The sequence below is a fragment of the Saccharothrix sp. HUAS TT1 genome, assembly GCF_040744945.1.
GTDB lineage: Bacteria > Actinomycetota > Actinomycetes > Mycobacteriales > Pseudonocardiaceae > Actinosynnema.
In genome coordinates this window covers 7,718,581-7,737,646 of sequence record NZ_CP160453.1, presented here as the reverse complement: position 1 = coordinate 7,737,646, position 19,066 = coordinate 7,718,581, and the positions used below count along the sequence as shown (strand labels likewise).

Below are 19,066 nucleotides of genomic sequence, written 5' to 3'. Positions count from 1 at the left end.
CGCCCCGACCCACCGGCCGTCTTCGCGGTCAGCGCCGGTAGACGCCGAACTCGTAGAGCGAGTAGCCCCACCCGGTGCCGCGCTGCGTGGCGTGCAGCCGCACGTACCGGCCGGTGGCCGTGACATCGATCGAGTCGACGCCACCGTTACCGGTGGTCGTGCCGTGCACCGGGCGCCACGTCGTGCCGTCGTCGGACACCTGGATCTCGTAGGCCCGGCCGAACGCGCCCTCCCACACCAGCTGGACGTGCTGGAACGTGGTCACCGCGCCCAGGTCGACGCGCAGCCACTGCGGGTCGGACCAGTCGGTGGCCCAGCGGGAGCCCGCGTTGCCGTCCACGGCGTTCGACGGCGGGAACGGCGCGCCGTCGCCCACCTGCTGGTAGGACGAGGCCGTGACGGGCTTGTTCAGGGCCACGTTGGCGCCCGCGGGCTGCGGGGCGACCACCCGGACCGACTTGGTCTCGATGCCGATGTTGCCGCGGCCGTCCTCGGCCATCACGTAGACCTTCCACACGCCGAGCCGGTCGGGTGCGGTCACCGTCAGCCGGTTGCCGTTGACCTGCACCGGGGTGCTCGCCAGGCCGCCGCTGTTGTCGATGTACTTGCTGTTGAACGCCGCCGACCAGGTGATCTGGTCGCCGTTCGGGTCGCTCGCCGCCACGTCGACGTCCAGCCGCGCGCCCGCCGGGACGCTGGTCGGCAGGTTCATCGCGGTGATGACCGGCGGGGTGTTGGCCGGCGTCGCGCCGCCGAACGCCCGCTGCACCGCGTAGAACGACAGCCGCTTCTTGCCCGCCGGCGTCAGGTTGAACCACACCGCGCCGAAGTCGTACTCGGTGCCGTAGTGGAACAGCGTGCCGCCGAACGACACCCCGGTGTGCCCGGTGATGCACTCCCACGCCCTGGTGTACCCGTCCCGCTTCTGCACGTCGGTCGGCTCGCTGGGCACGCCGTTGACGTCGTTGGGGACCTCCCACTCACCGGCCGGACCGGCCTCGGTGAGGATGTACGGCTTGGTGTGGCCGCCGTTGATCCAGTCCTGCCGGACCTGGCAGACGTTGCCGTAGGAGTTCACCGAGTACAGGTCGAGGTCGGGGGCGTGCGCCTTGAGGTAGGCCCACGCGCCGGTCCACGCGTCGGTGTTGGTGACCGGGTGGTTGGTGTCGATGGCGTGGATCGCGCGGGCGGCCTCGTTGACGTACTTGGCGTACGCGACGCGCTGGTTCTCCAGCTCGGCGCCCGAGTAGCAGTTCTGCAGGCCCAGGATGGACTCGTTGCCGACGTTCCACATGAGCACGCCGGGGTGGTCCTTGTAGGCGGTCACCCACTGCTTGATCGTGTTCATCATGTCGTTCTTGTAGGTGGCGTCGGTGACGTAGTTGACGCAACCGCCCGAGCCGGGACCGCCGCCGGGCTGCAACCAGAACCCGGCCATCACCCTGATGCCGTTGGCCGCCGAGGCGTCCAGCAGGGGCTTGGTGGTGGCGTCGGTGCCCCAGGTGCGCAACGTGTTGACGCCCATGGACTTCAGCTCCGGCATGTACCGGGCGGCGTCGGCGGCGGGCGGTCCCCAGGTGAGGCCCTTCACCGTCCACGGCTGGTCGTCCACCATGAGCTGCCAGTTGCCCTGGGAGCCGGTGACGCGGACGCCCTTGCCGGGCGGGGGAGTGGTGCCCTTGGTGCCGTAGACGCGGAACTCCCAGAGGGAGTAGCCGTAGCCGTTGGCGCGCTGGGTGCCGTTCATGCGCACGTACCGGCCGGAGCCGGTGACGGTGAAGCCCTGCTTGCCGCCCGTGCCGGAGGTCGTGGTGTGGACCGTGGTCCACGCGGTGCCGTCGGCGGAGACCTGGATCTGGAACGAGGTCGCGTACGCGGCCTCCCAGTCCAGCTCGACGCGGCTCAGGGTCGCGGTGGCGCCCAGGTCCACCCGCAGCCACTGCGGGTCGCTCCACGCGCTGGCCCAGCGGGTGCCCGGGTTGCCGTCGACGGCCGCCGACGCGGGCGTGCCCGCGCCTTCGGCCGAGGACGCCGTGGCCGGCTTGCCCTGGGACAGCAGCTCGGGTGCGGCGTTCGCCGTGCCCGGCGCCAGCGCGAGTCCTATGAGCAGTGCGAACCCCAGGGATGCGGTGAGCACCCTGCTGGCGGATCGGAGGCGGTACATGGCGTCTCCTGCCGGATTGTCGGATCGAGGTGCGGGAGAGCGCTCTCTCAACCCGGCTCGAAGTGTTACGAACGGACTACGGATCTGTCAATGAGCCGCCCCTTGACACCGTGGCGGGGCAGCGGGCAACCTCATTCGGGAGAGCGCTCTCCCAGCCACGTTCCGCACGTCGGCAGGAGGACAAGGATGTCCCGAAAACTCCGCGCGCTGGCCGCTACTGCTGCGGTCGGCCTCCTGGCCACCGTCCTGGCGGTCGCCACCCAACCGGCCCAGGCCGATGAGCTGGTCACGCACCACGAGTTCCAGGCCAACTGCTCGGTCACCACGCACCGCCCGGACGACCCGATCGTCTACCCGGGCCTGCCGGGCGCGTCGCACATGCACACGTTCCTGGGCAACAACTCCACCAACGCGAGCAGCACCAACAACTCGCTCAAGGCCGGGCAGACCAACTGCAGGACGCCCGACGACAAGTCCGCGTACTGGTTCCCGTCGCTCTACAACGGCGACCAGTTGATCGTGCCGAACTTCCCGCAGGTCATCTACTACAAGTCGGGCATCCTGAAGTACCAGGAGGTCCGGTCGTTCCCGGCCGGCATCCGGTTCGTGGTCGGCAGCCCGAGCGCGACGCAGGACCAGTTCCGCACCGCGCCGGGCGCGGTCGAGGGCTGGGAGTGCGGCAACAGCGCGCACAACTGGGACTTCCCGTCCTACTGCCCGCCGGGCAGCCAGCTCAACGTCCGGTACCAGGCGCCGAGCTGCTGGAACGGGCGCGACCTCGACTCGGCCGACCACAAGTCGCACATGGCTTACCCGGACCGGGCGACGCTGGTCTGCCCGTCCTCGCACCCGGTGCCGGTGCCGATGCTGGAGTTCAAGATCGCGTTCCCGGTCTCGGGGGACATGTCGCGGGTGCGGCTGTCCAGCGGGCGCGGGTACTCGTGGCACTACGACTTCATGAACGCGTGGGACGCGCCCACGCTGCAGGCGCTGGTGAGCCACTGCGTCAACGGCGGCCTGCAGTGCGACCCGCGTGGTTACGACCAGTACAAGCCGCAGCGGGGCGCCGCCCTCGGACCGGACTACCGGCTGCCGCGGTGAAGATGATCACGGCCACCCCAGGGCGCTTCCGGGCGCTCTGGGGCGCCACCCTGTTGCTGCTGCTGGCGGCCTGCTCACCGGAGGCGGCCCCGCCGCCGACCGGGTCGCCCGAACCGTCGCCGTTCAACACCACCGACACGGCGTGGATCCAGCTGATGATCCCGATGAACGAGCAGCTGCTGCCCGCCCTGGACCTCGCCCCGCCGCCGCTCGCGCCGTTCGCGGCCGAGCTGAAGGTGTCGCACGAGCGGGAGTTGACCCGGTTGGTGGAGTTGCGCGAGCGGGCCGGGCTGTCCGGCGACAACCCGCACGCCGGCCACCAGATGCCGGGGCTGCTGTCGGAGGCGGACCTGGCCGGGCTGCGGATGGACCCGGGCGGGTTGGCGGCGGAGCTCAAGGAGCACCTGGAGCAGTCGGCGTTGCTGGCGCGCGGCGAGCAGGACAACGGCGCCGACCCGGAGACCCGGGAGCTGGCCGGCTCGATCGGCACGGCCCGCGCCGCGCAGGCCGCCCGGCTGGCGGAGGTGGCGCCCTAGGCCCGGACGGGGTGGGCGGAACACCGCCGGACCCGGCCGCGCCGCCCGATCGGGCACGGGCACGAAGGCGACCCGAAGCTTCCTCGGCGTCGCCGTTTCGGCGTGCCCGGACGAAGTCCGAGGTGAGCCCCGGGTTGGGCAAGACCGGAGAAACGCGACGACTCCCGCGCCACCGCACTCGGCGTAGCGTCGGAATCATGAGTGCAGAACGCGGACGGGTGCGGGTGGAGACCGGGACCAAGAGGGTCCGGGCCTACCTGGCGGGCGAGCTGGTCGTGGACACCACGCGGCCGGTGCTGGTGTGGGAGAAGCCGTACTACCCCACGTACTACTTCCCGGAGGAGGACGTCCGGGCCACCCTGGCGCCCACCGACGAGGTGAAGCGCTCGCCGAGCCGGGGCAACGGCCAGGTGCTCGACGTGCGGACGGCCGCCGGCGCCGCGCCCGGCGCGGGCCTGCGCTACCCGGACTCGCCGCTGGAGGCGCTGCGCGGCCTGGTCCGGCTGGAGTGGGACGCGATGGACGACTGGTTCGAGGAGGACGAGCCGGTCTACGTCCACCCGCGCGACCCGTACACCAGGGTCGACGCCCTGCCCAGCAGCAGGCACATCCGGGTGGAGGTCGGCGGCGTCGAGGTCGCCAACTCGCACCGGCCGGTGATCCTGTTCGAGACCGGCCTCCCGGCCCGCTACTACCTGCCGATGACCGACGTCCGGCTGGACCTGCTGCGGCCGACCGACCTGCGCACCAGCTGCCCCTACAAGGGCACCGCCGAGTACTGGTCGGTGGTGCTCGACGACGAGACGCACGAGAACGTCGTCTGGGGCTACCGCACGCCGCTGCCGGAGAGCGAGCAGGTCGCCGGCCTGGTCGCGTTCTACAACGAGAAGGTCGACACCTACGTCGACGGCGTGCTGGAGGAACGGCCGCGCACCCACGTGGGCTAGCGGCCCGACCCCGTGATCACCGGTGCCGCCCGGACGGCGGCTGGTAGTGCCTGACCCGTACCGGGACGCTTGCCGACTATGGACGTCTTCCCCTCCACCCCGAGGGCGCACCGCAACCCCGTGGTCGTCGCCCGGAAGAAGGCTCTCCTCACGGCGCCGCACGTGGCGAAGTTGACGGAGTTCGCCCAGCGCATCGCCACCGAGCGCAAGGCGGCCGTGCCGCTGTTCGACCCGGCGGGCGGTGGCGTGAACTCGAAGGTGCTGCTGCTGCTGGAGTCGCCCGGACCCGCCTCGGCGGGTTCGGGCCTGAACTCGCTCGACAACGACGACCCGACCGCGGCCAACGTGTTCGCGGCGATGACCGAGGCCGGGCTGTCGCGCCGGGTGTGCCTGAACTGGAACGTGGTGCCGTGGCACCTGGCCAGCCGCGAGCCGACGCCCGCCGACCTGCGCGCGGCGGTGCCGTACCTGGTGGAGCTGCTGCGGATGCTGACCGCGCTCAAGGCGGTCGTGGTGCTGGGCCGGCCCGCGGGCACCGGCTGGACGCTGTCCGGTCGCGGGCACAAGCTGAAGGTGGTCAACGCGCCGCACCCGTCACCGCTGTCGATCAACCGGGACCGGGCGGGCCGGTGGCCGCAGCTGGTGGAGGCGTTCCGGCAGGCGGCCAAGGCGGCCGGGTGAGCCGGGCCGCCCGCTGATCCGTCGTGCGGACCGCCGCCCACCTTCCTAGCCTGGAGGCATGGCACACGCGGCGACGACGCGACGACCCCTGGTCGGCTTGGCGGTGTTCGCGGCGGCGGTGGCCGCGACGGCGGTGATCGGCTCCCTGTCCGCGATCTCGGCCTCGGCCGAGTACGAGCAGCTGCGCACGCCGTCCTGGGCGCCGCCCTCCTGGCTGTTCGGCCCGGTCTGGACGGCGCTGTACGTGATGATCGCGCTGTCCGGCTGGCTGTTCTGGAAGCGGTGCGGCGTGACCCGGGAGCTGGGCCTGTTCGCCGTCCAGCTGGTGCTCAACGCCGCCTGGACGCCCCTGTTCTTCGCCGCCAACCGGTACGGGCTCGCGCTGGTCGACATCATCGCCCTGGCGGTCGCGGTGGCCGCCCTGATCGTCGTGTTCGGCCGCAAGCACCGGGTCGCGGCCCTGCTGCTCGTGCCCTACCTGGCGTGGGTCGGCTTCGCGACCGCGCTCAACGCGAGCATCGTCGCCCTGAACTGACCTCTTGAGGGGACCGATCGCCTACGAGACGCCGAAGACGTCCGTCAGCTCGGCCGGCGGCACCTCTTCGAGCTGGTCGTACGTGCACGACCGGGGCGTGCGGTCCGCCCGGAAGCGGACCAGCCTGGTCGGGTGCCGGAACCGCCGCGCCCGCAGGTGCTCGTAGCGCACCTCGGCGACCAGCTCCGGCCGCAGCGGCTCCCACGTCAGCTCCTTGGTCGGGTTCCACCGGCTCTGCGCGCCCGGTGTGGTCGGGTCGAGCCCGGCCCACCCCGCCCACGGGTGGCCGACCAGCGCGTCCTCCCGGTACGGGGCCAGCTCGTCCAGCAGCTCCCGGCGGCGCGCGGCGGCGAAGCCGCTGGCCACGCCGACGTGGTGCAGCGCGCCCGCGTCGTCGAACAGGCCGAGCACCAGCGAGCCGACGCCGACGCCGTCCTTGTGCGGCCGGTACCCGGCCACCACGCAGTCCGCCGTGCGCTCGTGCTTGACCTTCCACATCACCCGCTTGTCCTGCTCGTACGGCAGGTCGGTGCGCTTGGCCACCACCCCGTCGAACCCGGCGCCCTCGAACCGGGTGAACCAGTCCTGCGCCTGGTCCGGGTCGTCGGTCGCGGGCGTCAGGTACAGCCCCGGCACGTCCCGCAGCACGTCCTCCAGCAGCCGGCGGCGCTCGCCGAACGGCGTCGCGGTCAGGTCGCGGTCGTCCAGCGCGAGCAGGTCGAACGCGACGAACGCGGCCGGCGTGTCGACGGCGAGCTCGCGCACCCTGGACGCGGCCGGGTGCAGCCGCAGCTGCAGCAGGTCGAAGCTCAGCCCGTCGGGCGTGACGACGACGACCTCGCCGTCCACCACGCACCGGGGCGGCAGCCCGGCGGCCAGCAGCTCGACCACCTCGGGGAAGTACCTGGTCAGCGGCCGGTCGTTGCGCGAGCCGAGTTCCAGCTCGGCGCCGTCGCGGAACACGACGCACCGGAACCCGTCCCACTTCGGCTCGTAGACCAGGCCGGGCTCGCGCGGCACCGAGTGGACGGCCTTGGCGAGCATCGGGCGCACGGGTGGCATCACGGGGAGGTCCACGCCGCCGAGCGTAGGTCGGCCGGACCGATTTCACCGAGCACCCGAATCGAGGGCGATACCTGTCCGCAATTGGTCATAGCGTGGGGTCAACACCGGAACAGAAGGCAGGAACACCATGACCACCGCCACCACCGCCACCGCCTCGACCGAGCTGACCGACCTGCTGTCGGTGCTGGCCACCCACCGCGGCTTCCTCCGCCACACCGTGCGCGGCCTCGACGACGAGCAGGCGCGGCTCACGCCGACCGTCAGCCAGCTCTCCCTCGGCGGCCTCGTCAAGCACGTCCGCAACGTCGAGGAGAGCTGGATGCGCTTCGCCGTCGGCGGCGCGGAGCTGATGGAGAGCGTGCCGTCGGACTGGGAGAACGGGTTCCGGATGGTCGAGGGCGAGACCCTGGCGGGCCTGCTCGCCGACTACGAGGAGACCGCCGCCAAGACCGAGCGGCTGCTGCGCGACCTCGACCTGGACACCTCGCACCCGCTGCCGGTGGCGCCCTGGTTCGAGCCGGGCGCCTCGTGGAGCGTGCGCCGCGTGGTGCTGCACCTGATCGCCGAGACCTCGCAGCACTCGGGCCACGCCGACATCCTCCGCGAGACCATCGACGGCCAGAAGACGATGGGCTGACCGGCACCGGGGCTTCAGGGAGGTCAGAGGCGGCAGAGCCGGCGCACGGCGTCGGCGTGCGAGGGGTAGCGCGGGGCGAGGGTGTCGGCTGCGCCGAACGTGACCACGTCGTCGGTGTAGGGCGGCGCCACCACCGTGCCGACCAGCGACCACGCGCCGTCCGGCTCGCTCGCCTGCCACACCCCGGCGGGCACGACGACCTGCGGGCGCTGCCCCGCCGCCAGGTCCGGCCCGAGCACCGGCGTGGTCACCGAGCCGTCCGGGTGCAGCAGCAGCATCCGCAGCGGCGCGCCGAGGTGGTGGGCGTAGACCTCCACGTGGTCCAGCTTGTGCACGCCGGAGAACTCGCCCTCGCGCAGCAGGTAGTAGATCGCCGACACCTCGGGCGAGCGCCACGACTGCCCGAACCAGCCGCCCTCCACCGGCAGCTCGGCCAGCCCCAGCGCCGCGATGGCCTCCTCCGCGTTCAGCGCGACCTCCCGCTCACGTCAGCTCGGCCTCCACCGAACCGTGCACCACGACCACGCCCTTGCCCAGCCGCTTCGCCGTGTACATCGCCGCGTCCGCCGTGCCGAGCAGGTCGTCGGCGGTCAGCAACGGGTCGAACGCGTCCCGGTGCGAGATCCCGATGGACGCCCGGATCACGTGCGAGCCGGTCGCGGTCCGGTGCGGCTCGCTCATGGCGTCCAGCACCCGCTGCCCGATCTCCTCCGGCGGCTGCGGGTAGCCGTCGACCAGCACGCCGAACTCGTCGCCGCCCAGCCGCGCCACCACGTCCTGCGACCGCACGCACGACTGCAGCCGCGACGCCACGATCCGCAGCACCGCGTCGCCCTCGGCGTGGCCGAAGCTGTCGTTGACGTCCTTGAACCCGTCCACGTCGATGAACAGCACCACCACCGGCGACGGCCCGGCCAGCGCCGCGTCCAGCCGCTCCCGGAACAGCGCCCGGTTCGCCACCCCGGTCAGCGGGTCGTGGTACGCCTGGTGCCGCAGCCGCTCCCGGCTGACCCGCAGCTGCTCCAGCAGCCGGACGTTGTCGATCAGCGTCAGCAGCTGCCGCGCGATCACCAGCAGCACCACGCCGAGCCCGACGTAGACCTCCAGCGGGTTCAGCCGCACCCCGGTCGCCGTGCCGACCACGATGAACAGGCCGGTGACCAGCATCGGCAGGTACGGCACCAGCAGGTGCAGCAGCTCGCCCGCGCGCAGCCGGGCCGCGCCCGCCCGCTCCCGCGCGCCGCCGCCGGGCGCGATGGAGCTGAGGAAGAACAGCGCCGGGCTCACCATGAACCCGATGTCGGCGACCGTCGGGATGGCCGTCGCGCCCTTGCTCACCAGGAAGGCGAACGCCCAGCCGGACGCGGACTGCGCCAGGCCCGCCAGCGCGATGAACAGCACCGGCAGCTGGCGCACCGACCGGTGCGTCCACGACGACACCAGCAGCACGACCAGCATCACCAGGTACGCCGCCGGGTGCGCCACGACGGTCGCGAACCCCGGGCCGGAGGTGGCCCAGGCGCGGACCATCGACTCCAGCAGCGACACCCACGTGAGGACGAACAGCGAGCCGACCACGATCAGCCCGTCCAGCGCGACCACGAGCCTGCTGCGGTGGCCGGGCAGCTTGTCCGAGCCGCCGTGCGCCAGCACCAGGACCGCGCACAGCGTGAGGCAGGGCACGAGCACGAACCCCAGCGGCGCCAGCGTGGACGAGGGCAGCGACACCCCGAGGAACACCTGGCCCCAGATCCACGCGGTCAGCCCGACGACCAGGCTCGCCATCGCCGCGGCCATCCACAGCCGCCAGCGCCGGGCCGCGCCCTGCCGCCGTCGCGCGGCCCGCCAGAACGACACCGCCGCGGCGGTCGCGGCGAGCCACTGGGTGAGCTTGTCGACCGCCACCGCGGCGGGTCGGTCCAGCGCCCCGGACTCGACCAGGCAGACCATGCCGAAGACCAGGGCGCACACGACGGCGGAGACGACGCCGAACCGCCTCAGGGTCATGGCACCCCGCTCACGCAGCCTCTGGAGTCGATCGGATTACCGAGCCACTGTAGTAACCACCGTGACGCTGTGTCGATCGGGGGGTATCTGTTGGTCACCATGCGCGTGTTGCGGACTCCGTTCGCCGCGCCCACCCCTTAAGGTTTCGAACTGGTGTTCGTCGGCGCTTGAGGGGACCAGCGTGCGTGTGTTCGGAGTCGACCCCGGCCTGACCCGGTGCGGGTTCGGGGTGGTCGACGGCGGCCCCGGCCGGACCGTGCGGCCGGTCGCGGTGGACGTGGTGCGCACCCCCGCGGACGCCGACCTCGCGCTGCGGCTGCTCCAGCTGTCCGACGCCGTCGAGCAGTGGCTGGACCGCTACCGGCCGCAGGTGGTGGCCGTCGAACGGGTCTTCAGCCAGCACAACGTGCGCACCGCCATGGGCACCGCGCAGGCGGGCGGCGTCGTCGCCCTGTCCGCCGCCCGGCGGGGCCTGCCGGTGGTGTTCCACACGCCGAGCGAGGTCAAGGCCGCCGTGACGGGCTCGGGTCGGGCGGACAAGGCGCAGGTCACCGCCATGGTCACCAAGCTGCTCGGCCTGAAGACCGCCCCGAAGCCCGCCGACGCCGCCGACGCCCTCGCCCTGGCCATCTGCCACCTGTGGCGCGCGCCGATGCGGTCGAGGCTGGAGGAGGCCCAGGCGAGGGCCGCCGAAATCGCCCGCACGCACCGCGCGAAACTGGCCCAGGCCGGCGCCCGGACACCGGCGCCACCGACCGCTCGGACCAGGACCAAGCCGACCGCTCCGGTCGAGGCGGCGCCCTCTGCGACCGGCAAGGTGGCACCGGCTGCGACCGGCGACAAGGCGGTGCCTACCGTGGCTGTCGGCAAGGCGGCGTTGCCCGCGACCGCGTCGGCAGCAGCGGGGGCGGCGGACGCCGAGGCCATTCCCGCCCGAGCGGCGAAGACCGGAGGAAAGAGCAAGTGATCTCGTCACTGCGCGGACAGGTGCTGTCCATCGGGCTCGACCACGTCGTAGTCGAGGTCGGCGGCGTCGGCTTCGCCGTGCAGGCCACCCCCGCCACGCTGGCCACCCTGCGCCGCGGCGAGGAGACCCAGCTGGCCACGTCGCTGGTGGTGCGCGAGGACTCGCTGACCCTCTTCGGGTTCGCCGACGCCGAGGCCCGCGAGCTGTTCGGCCTGCTCCAGACGGTCTCCGGGATCGGACCCCGGCTCGCCCTGGCCACGCTGGCCGTGCTGGAGCCGGACAAGCTGCGCGCCGCCCTCGCCGAGGGCAACATCACCGTGCTCACCCAGGTGCCCGGCATCGGCCGCAAGGGCGCCGAGCGGCTGATCATCGAGCTGCGCGACAAGGTCGGCCACCTCGCGCCCGCGCCCAGCGCCGACACCGCGGGCCGGGTGCGCACCCAGGTCACCGAAGCCCTGCTCGGCCTCGGCTTCCCGGCCAAGCAGGCCGAGCAGGCCGTGGACGCGGTGCTCGCCGCCGACGGCGCGCTCGGCACCTCCGAAGCCCTCCGCCGCTCCCTGGCGACCCTGGGCCGCAAGCGGTGAACGACTTCGAGGACTTCGCCGACGACGACACCCTCAACCCCCTGCCCGATCCCGCCGAGCGGGACGTCGAGTCCACCCTGCGCCCCAAGGACCTGCACGAGTTCGTCGGCCAGCCCAAGGTCCGCGAGCAGCTGGACCTGGTCCTGCGCGGCGCGATGCAGCGCGGCGCGCCACCGGACCACGTGCTGCTGTCCGGCCCGCCCGGCCTGGGCAAGACCAGCCTCGCCATGATCATCGCCGCCGAGCTGGGCGCGTCGCTGCGGATCACCTCCGGCCCGGCCCTGGAGCGCGCGGGCGACCTGGCCGCGATGCTGTCGAACCTGGTCGAGGGCGACGTGCTGTTCATCGACGAGATCCACCGGATGGCCCGGCCCGCCGAGGAGATGCTGTACCTGGCGATGGAGGACTTCCGGGTCGACGTGGTCGTCGGCAAGGGCCCCGGCGCCACCAGCATCCCGCTCGACATCGCCCCGTTCACGCTGGTCGGCGCGACCACCAGGTCCGGCGCGCTCACCGGGCCCCTGCGCGACCGGTTCGGCTTCACCGGCCACATGGAGTTCTACAGCCCGGACGAGCTGGAGCTGATCGTCCGCCGGTCCGCCGGCATCCTCGGCGTCGACCTGCGCGACGACGGCGGCCGCGAGATCGCGGGTCGCTCGCGCGGCACGCCCCGGATCGCGAACCGGCTGCTCCGGCGGGTTCGGGACTACGCAGAGGTGCGCGCGGACGGCGCGGTCACCCTCGACGTGGCCCGGGACGCCCTGACCGTCTACGACGTGGACGAGCTGGGCCTGGACCGGTTGGACCGGGCGGTCCTGGGCGCGCTGGTCCGGTCCTTCGGCGGCGGACCCGTCGGCGTCTCCACGCTCGCCGTCGCGGTGGGTGAGGAACCGACCACCGTCGAGGAGGTCTGCGAGCCCTACCTGGTGCGCGCCGGGATGCTCGCGCGCACGCCGCGCGGTCGGGTCGCCACCGCCGCGGCCTGGCTGCACCTCGGTCTCCAGCCGCCGCCGAAGGCCCCCGGGGAGGCCACCCGATCGCTGTTCGACGACGCCACCGGGTGATCGGGATTACCCACCTGGCACAATCGGCAGCGGCATCCCAGAAATTCGGACGTTCCGGGCGCTGATCGCGCTCGCCCGTCCGGTTGATCGGAGAATGATGGACCTGTCCTCCTTGATGTTCCCGCTGCTGCTCGTGCTGCTCGCGGTGCCGCTGTTCCTCAGCGCCCGCAAGCAGAAGCGGGCCGTCGCCGAACAGCAGGCGCTGCTCAACTCCCTGGAGCCGGGCGACCGGGTCATGACCACCTCCGGGCTGTACGCGACCGTGGCCGGCGTGAACGACGAAGACAACACGATCGACCTCGAGATCGCCGACGGCGTGGTCACCACCTGGCTGCGCCAGGCCATCCGCGAGAAGGTCGCGGTCGACACCGGGACCGACGCGGTCGTGGACGACGTGGACGACGTCGCCGACGAGACCGTCGCCGTCGAGCCCGCTCAGCAGGAGAGCAAGAAGTAACCCGCAGCAGCCAGCGAACCCCTCGGCCTGGAGCCGGCAACTGTCAACGTGCCGACTCCAGGCAGTGACGCGCAGCTCACACCATCAGGGGTACGCTCCGGCTTCGCTGACCTTGTCAACTATCAGGAGACGGACGGACCGTGGCACCTCCGGCCGGGCAAATCCGCCCCGCGAAGTACCTGGGCGCATTTGTCCTCATCGTGGTCGCGCTGTACTCCCTGGTGTTCTTCACCGGGAACGGCAAGGCGACACCCAAGCTCGGCATCGATCTGCAGGGTGGCACCCGTGTCACGTTGACCGCTCGGGCTCCTGATGGGAAGACGCCGTCGGAGGAGTCTCTCAACCAGGCACGTACCCTGATCGAGACCCGGGTAAACGGCCTCGGCGTGGCCGGACCCGAGGTCATCCGGGACGGCAGCAACCTGGTCATCACGGTCCCCGGCTCCGACAGCGAGGGCGCCAAGCGACTCGGTCAGACGGCGAAGCTGAACTTCCGCAAGGTCATCGGCGCGCCGGTGCCCAACGCGCCGCAGCCCGAGCCGACCCAGAGCAGCGCGCCGCCCACGTCGGGCTCGGCGACGCCGCCCGCGAGCGAGAGCGCCGCCCCGACCGAGACCGCCGGCTCCGTCGCGCCGACCACGACCGCCCAGGGCCGCCCGGCCCCGGCCTTCGAGGCGCAGCCGGAGACCACCGAGCCGCCGGCCGCCACGACGACGCCGCCCGCGGACCCGTCCGCGCCCGCCGAGGAGCAGCCGCCCGCCGAGTCGCAGGTCGACTGCCGCGCGGTGTTCCAGGGCCAGTACTCCGACGACCCGACGAAGGCGATCGAGGAGTCCCGGACCTGCCGCCAGGACCCGCAGCTGACCACGCTGGACGCGCAGACCGTGACGCAGGCGCTCAACGCGTTCACCTGCCCGACGATCGACCCGCTGATCGGCAACGACGACCCGGCGCTGCCGCTGCTGACCTGCGACCAGGACCGCACCGAGAAGTACGTGCTGGCCCCGGTCACCCCGCCGACCGACGGCAGCGTCAAGGACGACGACTTCAGCCTGTACTCGCGGCTGACCGGTGAGGACGTCGACGACGCCGTCGCCAACATCAACCCGCAGGGCGCCGGCTTCGTCGTCAACCTCACGTTCAAGAGCGACGGCGGCAAGAAGTGGGGCCAGTTCACCTCGGCCAACGTCAGCCAGCAGGTCGCGGTGGTGCTGGACAGCCAGGTGGTGTCCGCGCCGAGCATCCGCGACGCGATCCTCGGTGGCAGCACCGAGATCAGCGGCGACTTCACCCAGTCCGAGGCCAACGGCCTGGCGAACGTGCTCAAGTACGGCTCGCTGCCGCTGTCCTTCGAGGCCTCCGAGGCCGAGACGGTGTCCGCGACGCTCGGCCTGGCCTCGCTCAAGGCGGGCCTGATCGCCGGTGGCATCGGCCTCGCGCTGGTGTTCGTGTACTGCCTGTTCTACTACCGCCTGCTCGGCGTGCTGACGATCCTGTCGCTCGTCCTGTCCGGTGTGATCGTCTACGCGGTGCTGGTGCTGCTCGGCCGCTGGATCGGGTTCACCCTGGACCTCGCGGGCATCGCCGGTTTCATCGTGTCGATCGGTATCACCGCGGACTCGTTCGTGGTGTTCTTCGAGCGGTTGAAGGACGAGATGCGCGAGGGCCGGTCGTTCCGGTCCGCGGTGCCCCGTGCCTGGGTCCGCTCGCGTCGCACGATCCTGTCCGCGGACATGGTCAGCTTCCTCGCCGCGGCCATCCTGTACGTGCTCGCCGTCGGCCAGGTGAAGGGCTTCGCGTTCACCCTCGGCATGTCGACCGTGCTGGACCTGGTCGTCGTCTTCCTGGTGACCCACCCGCTGGTCAGCATGATCTCGAAGTCGAAGCGCCTGTCCAACCCGAAGCTCTCGGGCCTCGGCGGCGCCGTCCAGGTCTCGGTCGAGGACCGCGCGCTGTCGGGCGCGAAGAGCACCGCTGTGAAGGAGGTCTGACGTGGCCGAGGCGAAGAAGCGCAACGTTTTCCAGCGGCTCTACGTCGGCAACGGCGCGTTCGACATCGTCGGCAAGCGCAAGCGGTGGTACGCGCTGTTCGGCCTGATCCTGCTGATCTGCATCGCGTCGATCGTGTTCAAGGGCTTCAACCGGGGCATCGACTTCACCGGTGGCACGCGCATCCAGCTGCCCGCGATCAGCTCCTCCGGGGCGATCGGCATCGACGAGGCCAAGGAGTCGTTCGAGAAGGCCCTCGGCAAGGAGCCGGCCGCCACGCAGACCGTCGGCACCGGTGACGCGGCGACCATCCAGATCCGGTCGGAGACGCTGAACGCCGACGAGGTCCTGAAGCTCAAGACCACGCTGAACGACGACCTCCAGCCCAACGGCGGCGTCGACGCCATCAGCGACAGCGCCGTGTCCGCCTCGTGGGGCAGTGAGATCACCGGCCAGGCGCTGATCGCGCTCCTGGTGTTCTTCGTCGCGGTGATGATCTTCCTGGCGCTGTACTTCGAGCTGTCGATGGCGATCGCCGCGCTCGTCGCGGTGCTGCACGACGTGCTGATCACGGCCGGCGTGTACTCGATCGTCGGCTTCGAGGTCTCGCCGGCGACGGTGATCGGCCTGCTCACCATCCTCGGCTTCTCGCTGTACGACACGGTGGTGGTGTTCGACAAGGTCCGGGAGAACACCCGCGGCCTGCTCGGCCTCACCCGCCGCACCTACGGCGAGGCCGCGAACCTGGCGGTCAACCAGACCCTGATGCGCTCGATCAACACCTCGCTGATCGCGGTGCTGCCGGTGCTGGGCCTGCTGGCGATCGGCGTCGGCCTGCTCGGCGTCGGCACGCTGAAGGACCTGGCGCTCGTGCAGCTCACCGGCATCGTCATCGGCGCGCTGTCGTCCATCTACATCGCGACCCCGGTCGCGGTGGACCTGAAGATGCGCGACAGCCGGTACAAGGCCCAGGCGGCCCGGGTGCAGGCGCGCCGGGACAACCTGGCCCGCAGGGCGGGTGGCGAGGCCATCAACGGCGGCGACATCGTGGAGTCCACGGACGACGAGTCGTTGCAGGCCGAGCTGCGCAAGGAGAAGGCCATGGCGGCCGCGGCGGGCGTGCCCTCGCGGACCGGCAAGGCCAGTGACGCGCGGCGCCGCCCGACGGGCAAGAAGCACCGTTGAAGCTGGACCGCGCCCTAGGGCTGCTGCGTGAGGTCCCGGACTTCCCCCTGCCGGGGGTCGTGTTCCGGGACCTCACGCCCGTCCTGGCCGACCCGGACGCGCTGCGCTCGGTGGTCGACGCCCTGCAGGACGAGATCCACCCGGACACCCAGGTCGTCGCCGCGATCGAGTCGCGCGGCTTCCTGCTCGGGGCCGCGCTCGGCTACGGCTGGCACTACGGCGTCGTGCCGCTGCGCAAGCCCGGCAAGCTGCCCGCCGTGGCCCACCGCGTGTCGTACGACCTGGAGTACGGGACGGCGACGCTGGAGCTGCCCGCCGAAGCCATCACGCCTGGTCAGCGCGTCGTCGTGGTAGACGACGTGCTCGCGACCGGCGGCACCGCGGCGGCGGCGTGCGAGCTGGTCGAACGCGCCGGTGGCGTGGTGACGGGCGTGTCCGTGGTGCTGGAGATCCCCGGCCTCGGCGGCCGTGAACGGCTCAAGGGCCACGAGGTTCACGCACTGCTCACCGTCTGACACGGTGGGTAGTCATTCCGCAGAACTGGTGCGCCTGCACGACGGTCGGACGCGACGTCGGCGGCCGAGTGGCGGCACACCGGTGCGCCGACCGCGTTCACGCTGGTGAAAGGGGTGCCGACCGACCCGTCGCGCTGAACGGCGGGTGCTGCTCGTCGTGTGAACCGCACCGCTCATCGGCTCGCCGCCGGAGCCGGCGGCCCAACGGAGTTATCCTCGGTTCCTAGACCCGAGGAGCGTGGTTGAGCCAGGACACCGAACCCGCCCAGACGACGCAGCCCGTGCCCGCGCGGCCGCCGTCGGCGACGAGGCGCGTGCGCGCGCGGCTGGCACGTCGGATCACCGCCCAGCGCGCCGCGCCGGTCAAGCAGGTGCTCGAACCGCTGGCCGCCGTCCACCGCGACCTGCACCCCAAGGCCGACCTGGCGCTGCTCCAGCACGCCTACGACGTGGCCGAGGAGAAGCACCGGCCCCAGCGGCGGAAGTCGGGCGACCCCTACATCACCCACCCGCTCGCGGTGGCGACGATCCTCGCCGAGCTGGGCATGGACACGACCACGCTGGTCGCCGCCCTGCTGCACGACACGGTCGAGGACACCGACTACTCGCTGGACCAGCTGCGGGTCGACTTCGGCAACGAGGTCGCGCTGCTGGTGGACGGCGTGACCAAGCTCGACAAGGTCAAGCTCGGCGCGGCGGCCGAGGCCGAGACCATCCGCAAGATGGTCATCGCCATGGCCAAGGACCCCCGGGTCCTGGTCATCAAGCTCGCCGACCGGCTGCACAACATGCGCACCATGCGGTTCCTGCCGCCGGAGAAGCAGGCCCGCAAGGCCCGCGAAACCCTCGAAGTCCTCGCGCCCCTCGCGCACCGCCTCGGCATGGCGACGGTGAAGTGGGAGCTGGAGGACCTGGCCTTCGCGATCCTGCAGCCGAAGAAGTACGACGAGATCGTGCGCCTGGTGGCCAACCGCGCGCCGTCCCGCGACACCTACCTCGGCGGCGTCATCACCGAGCTGTCGCAGCAGCTGGAGGGCGCCCGGATCACGGCCAAGGTCGAGGGCAGGCCCAAGCACTACTACTCGATCAACCAGAAGATGATCGTGCGCGGCCGGGACTTCGACGACATCCACGACCTGGTCGGCGTGCGCATCCAGGTGGACGAGGTCCGCGACTGCTACGCCGCCATGGGCGTGGTGCACGCGCTGTGGCAGCCGATGCCCGGCCGGTTCAAGGACTACATCGCGCAGCCCCGGTTCGGCGTCTACCAGTCGCTGCACACGACCGTGATCGGCCCGGACGGCAAGCCGCTGGAAGTCCAGATCCGCACCTACGACATGCACCGCACCGCCGAGTACGGCATCGCGGCGCACTGGCGGTACAAGGAGACGCGCGGCACGCACAGCGGCAAGGGCGTCGAGGTCGACGAGATGGCCTGGATGCGCCAGCTCCTCGACTGGCAGCGGGAGGCCGCGGACCCCGGCGAGTTCCTGGAGTCGCTGCGCTTCGACCTCGCCGCGCGCGAGATCTTCGTGTTCACCCCGAAGGGCGACGTCGTCACGCTGCCGACCGGGTCCACGCCCGTCGACTTCGCGTACGCCGTGCACACCGAGGTCGGCCACCGCTGCATCGGCGCCAGGGTCAACGGTCGCCTCGTCGCGCTCGAACGGAAGTTGGAGAACGGCGAGGTCATCGAGATCTTCACCTCGAAGGCCGAGGGCGCGGGCCCGTCCCGCGACTGGCTGTCCTTCGCCGCCTCCCCGCGCGCCAAGGCCAAGATCAAGCAGTGGTTCGCGAAGGAGCGCAAGGAAGAGGCCATCGAGATCGGCAAGGACGCCATCGCCAAGGAGGTCAGGCGCGTCGGCCTGCCGCTCCAGCGGCTGGTGTCGGCCGACTCCATGGGCGCCCTGTCGAAGGAGCTGCACTACCCGGACGTCTCGGCGCTGTACGCGGCGGTGGGGGAGGGGCACACCTCGGCCCGGCACGTCGTGCAGCGGCTCGTCGCCCAGCTGGGCGGCGTCGAGCACGCCGAGGACGAGCTGGCCGACCGCTCCACGCCGTCCACGGTCGCCCGCAGGCGGGTCACCGGCGACGCGGGCGTCATCGTCAAGGACGCGGCCGACGTGTGGGTCAAGCTGGCCCGCTGCTGCACGCCCGTCCCCGGTGACGACATCCTCGGCTTCGTGACCCGGGGCGGCGGCGTCTCCGTGCACCGGACCGACTGCACCAACGCCGACGAGCTGCTGCGGACCCCCGAACGGCTGCTGGACGTCGAGTGGGCGCCGTCGTCGTCCTCGGTGTTCCTGGTCGCGATCCAGGTCGAGGCGCTGGACCGGCACCGGCTGCTGTCCGACGTGACGAAGGTGCTGGCCGACGAGAAGGTCAACATCCTGTCGGCGTCGGTGACCACGTCGCGGGACCGGGTGGCGGTGAGCCGGTTCTCGTTCGAGATGGGCGACCCGAAGCACCTCGGCCACGTGCTGAAGGCGGTCCGCAGCGTGGAGGGCGTGTACGACGTGTACCGCGTGACGTCGGCTTCCTGACGCGAGCCGGCGCCGGCTGCGGTCGCGTCAGCGAAACGTCAGGAGCCGGTGCCACCATCGGCGCGGGTCGGCCTCGCGCCGACCGACGG

17 protein-coding genes and 1 pseudogene are annotated in these 19,066 nt (G+C 71.8%); 14 read left to right on the top strand and 4 right to left on the bottom strand.

The genetic code is table 11. The annotated features are described in order from the left end of the window. Positions 1-28: 28 nt before the first annotated feature. Positions 29-2,164 (bottom strand): discoidin domain-containing protein, encoded by a 2,136-nt coding sequence (locus tag AB0F89_RS33870; protein ID WP_367129994.1) that lies wholly within the window; start codon positions 2,162-2,164, stop codon positions 29-31. A 186-nt stretch (positions 2,165-2,350) separates the two neighbouring features. On the opposite strand from AB0F89_RS33870, the gene AB0F89_RS33865 reads away from it, so the two are divergent. The 5 genes from AB0F89_RS33865 to AB0F89_RS33845 all read left to right on the top strand — a co-directional run bounded on the left by AB0F89_RS33865 (position 2,351) and on the right by AB0F89_RS33845 (position 5,964). Then, positions 2,351-3,265: a DUF1996 domain-containing protein gene (locus AB0F89_RS33865; protein ID WP_367129993.1), complete on the top strand. Its 915-nt coding sequence runs from the start codon at positions 2,351-2,353 to the stop codon at positions 3,263-3,265. Further along, positions 3,262-3,801 carry a DUF305 domain-containing protein gene (locus tag AB0F89_RS33860; protein ID WP_367129991.1) on the top strand — a complete coding sequence of 180 codons (540 nt, stop codon included), beginning with the start codon at positions 3,262-3,264 and terminating at the stop codon, positions 3,799-3,801. The genes AB0F89_RS33865 and AB0F89_RS33860 overlap by 4 nt, the downstream gene beginning before the upstream one ends. A gap of 197 nt (positions 3,802-3,998) precedes the next feature. Next, positions 3,999-4,748: a DUF427 domain-containing protein gene (locus AB0F89_RS33855; protein WP_367129990.1), complete on the top strand. Its 750-nt coding sequence runs from the start codon at positions 3,999-4,001 to the stop codon at positions 4,746-4,748. Positions 4,749-4,826: 78 nt separating this feature from the next. Then, positions 4,827-5,429 carry a uracil-DNA glycosylase gene (locus tag AB0F89_RS33850; protein WP_367129988.1) on the top strand — a complete coding sequence of 201 codons (603 nt, stop codon included), beginning with the start codon at positions 4,827-4,829 and terminating at the stop codon, positions 5,427-5,429. 58 nt (positions 5,430-5,487) lie between these two features. After that, positions 5,488-5,964, top strand: a complete 477-nt coding sequence (locus tag AB0F89_RS33845; RefSeq protein WP_367129986.1) for a TspO/MBR family protein — start codon at positions 5,488-5,490, stop codon at positions 5,962-5,964. A 21-nt stretch (positions 5,965-5,985) separates the two neighbouring features. Here AB0F89_RS33845 and AB0F89_RS33840 read toward each other — a convergent pair whose 3' ends face one another. Beyond that, positions 5,986-7,041 (bottom strand): ATP-dependent DNA ligase, encoded by a 1,056-nt coding sequence (locus AB0F89_RS33840; protein WP_367129984.1) that lies wholly within the window; start codon positions 7,039-7,041, stop codon positions 5,986-5,988. A 115-nt stretch (positions 7,042-7,156) separates the two neighbouring features. On the opposite strand from AB0F89_RS33840, the gene AB0F89_RS33835 reads away from it, so the two are divergent. Next, on the top strand, positions 7,157-7,666 hold the full coding sequence (locus tag AB0F89_RS33835) for a DinB family protein (RefSeq protein WP_367129982.1): 510 nt from the start codon (positions 7,157-7,159) through the stop codon (positions 7,664-7,666). Positions 7,667-7,689: 23 nt separating this feature from the next. Here AB0F89_RS33835 and AB0F89_RS33830 read toward each other — a convergent pair whose 3' ends face one another. Then, positions 7,690-8,136, bottom strand: coding sequence for a cupin domain-containing protein (locus AB0F89_RS33830; protein WP_367139121.1), 447 nt, complete (start codon positions 8,134-8,136; stop codon positions 7,690-7,692). Between the two features lie 13 nt (positions 8,137-8,149). Beyond that, a complete protein-coding gene (locus AB0F89_RS33825; RefSeq protein WP_367129980.1) occupies positions 8,150-9,673 on the bottom strand; it encodes a diguanylate cyclase in 1,524 nt (507 codons plus the stop codon). 181 nt (positions 9,674-9,854) lie between these two features. Between AB0F89_RS33825 and ruvC the strand changes: the two are divergent. The 8 genes and pseudogenes from ruvC to AB0F89_RS33785 all read left to right on the top strand — a co-directional run. Continuing rightward, positions 9,855-10,403, top strand: a pseudogene (ruvC, locus tag AB0F89_RS33820) (crossover junction endodeoxyribonuclease RuvC); the annotation flags it as partial. A gap of 233 nt (positions 10,404-10,636) precedes the next feature. Further along, positions 10,637-11,224, top strand: coding sequence for a Holliday junction branch migration protein RuvA (ruvA, locus tag AB0F89_RS33815; protein ID WP_367129978.1), 588 nt, complete (start codon positions 10,637-10,639; stop codon positions 11,222-11,224). Continuing rightward, positions 11,221-12,288 carry a Holliday junction branch migration DNA helicase RuvB gene (gene ruvB, locus AB0F89_RS33810; RefSeq protein ID WP_367129976.1) on the top strand — a complete coding sequence of 356 codons (1,068 nt, stop codon included), beginning with the start codon at positions 11,221-11,223 and terminating at the stop codon, positions 12,286-12,288. Before ruvA ends, ruvB begins: the two co-directional genes overlap by 4 nt. Before the next feature lie 97 nt (positions 12,289-12,385). Continuing rightward, complete coding sequence (gene yajC / locus AB0F89_RS33805; RefSeq protein ID WP_367139119.1) at positions 12,386-12,745, top strand: preprotein translocase subunit YajC; 360 nt, start codon at positions 12,386-12,388, stop codon at positions 12,743-12,745. A gap of 140 nt (positions 12,746-12,885) precedes the next feature. After that, positions 12,886-14,736, top strand: a complete 1,851-nt coding sequence (gene secD, locus AB0F89_RS33800) for a protein translocase subunit SecD (RefSeq protein ID WP_367129974.1) — start codon at positions 12,886-12,888, stop codon at positions 14,734-14,736. Position 14,737: 1 nt separating this feature from the next. Then, on the top strand, positions 14,738-15,919 hold the full coding sequence (secF, locus tag AB0F89_RS33795) for a protein translocase subunit SecF (protein ID WP_367129972.1): 1,182 nt from the start codon (positions 14,738-14,740) through the stop codon (positions 15,917-15,919). Beyond that, the gene (locus AB0F89_RS33790; protein ID WP_367129970.1) at positions 15,916-16,434 is read left to right on the top strand and encodes an adenine phosphoribosyltransferase; all 519 of its coding nucleotides are present in this window, start codon (positions 15,916-15,918) and stop codon (positions 16,432-16,434) included. Before secF ends, AB0F89_RS33790 begins: the two co-directional genes overlap by 4 nt. A 242-nt stretch (positions 16,435-16,676) precedes the next feature. Continuing rightward, positions 16,677-18,977, top strand: coding sequence for a bifunctional (p)ppGpp synthetase/guanosine-3',5'-bis(diphosphate) 3'-pyrophosphohydrolase (locus tag AB0F89_RS33785; protein WP_367129968.1), 2,301 nt, complete (start codon positions 16,677-16,679; stop codon positions 18,975-18,977). Positions 18,978-19,066: the final 89 nt, after the last annotated feature.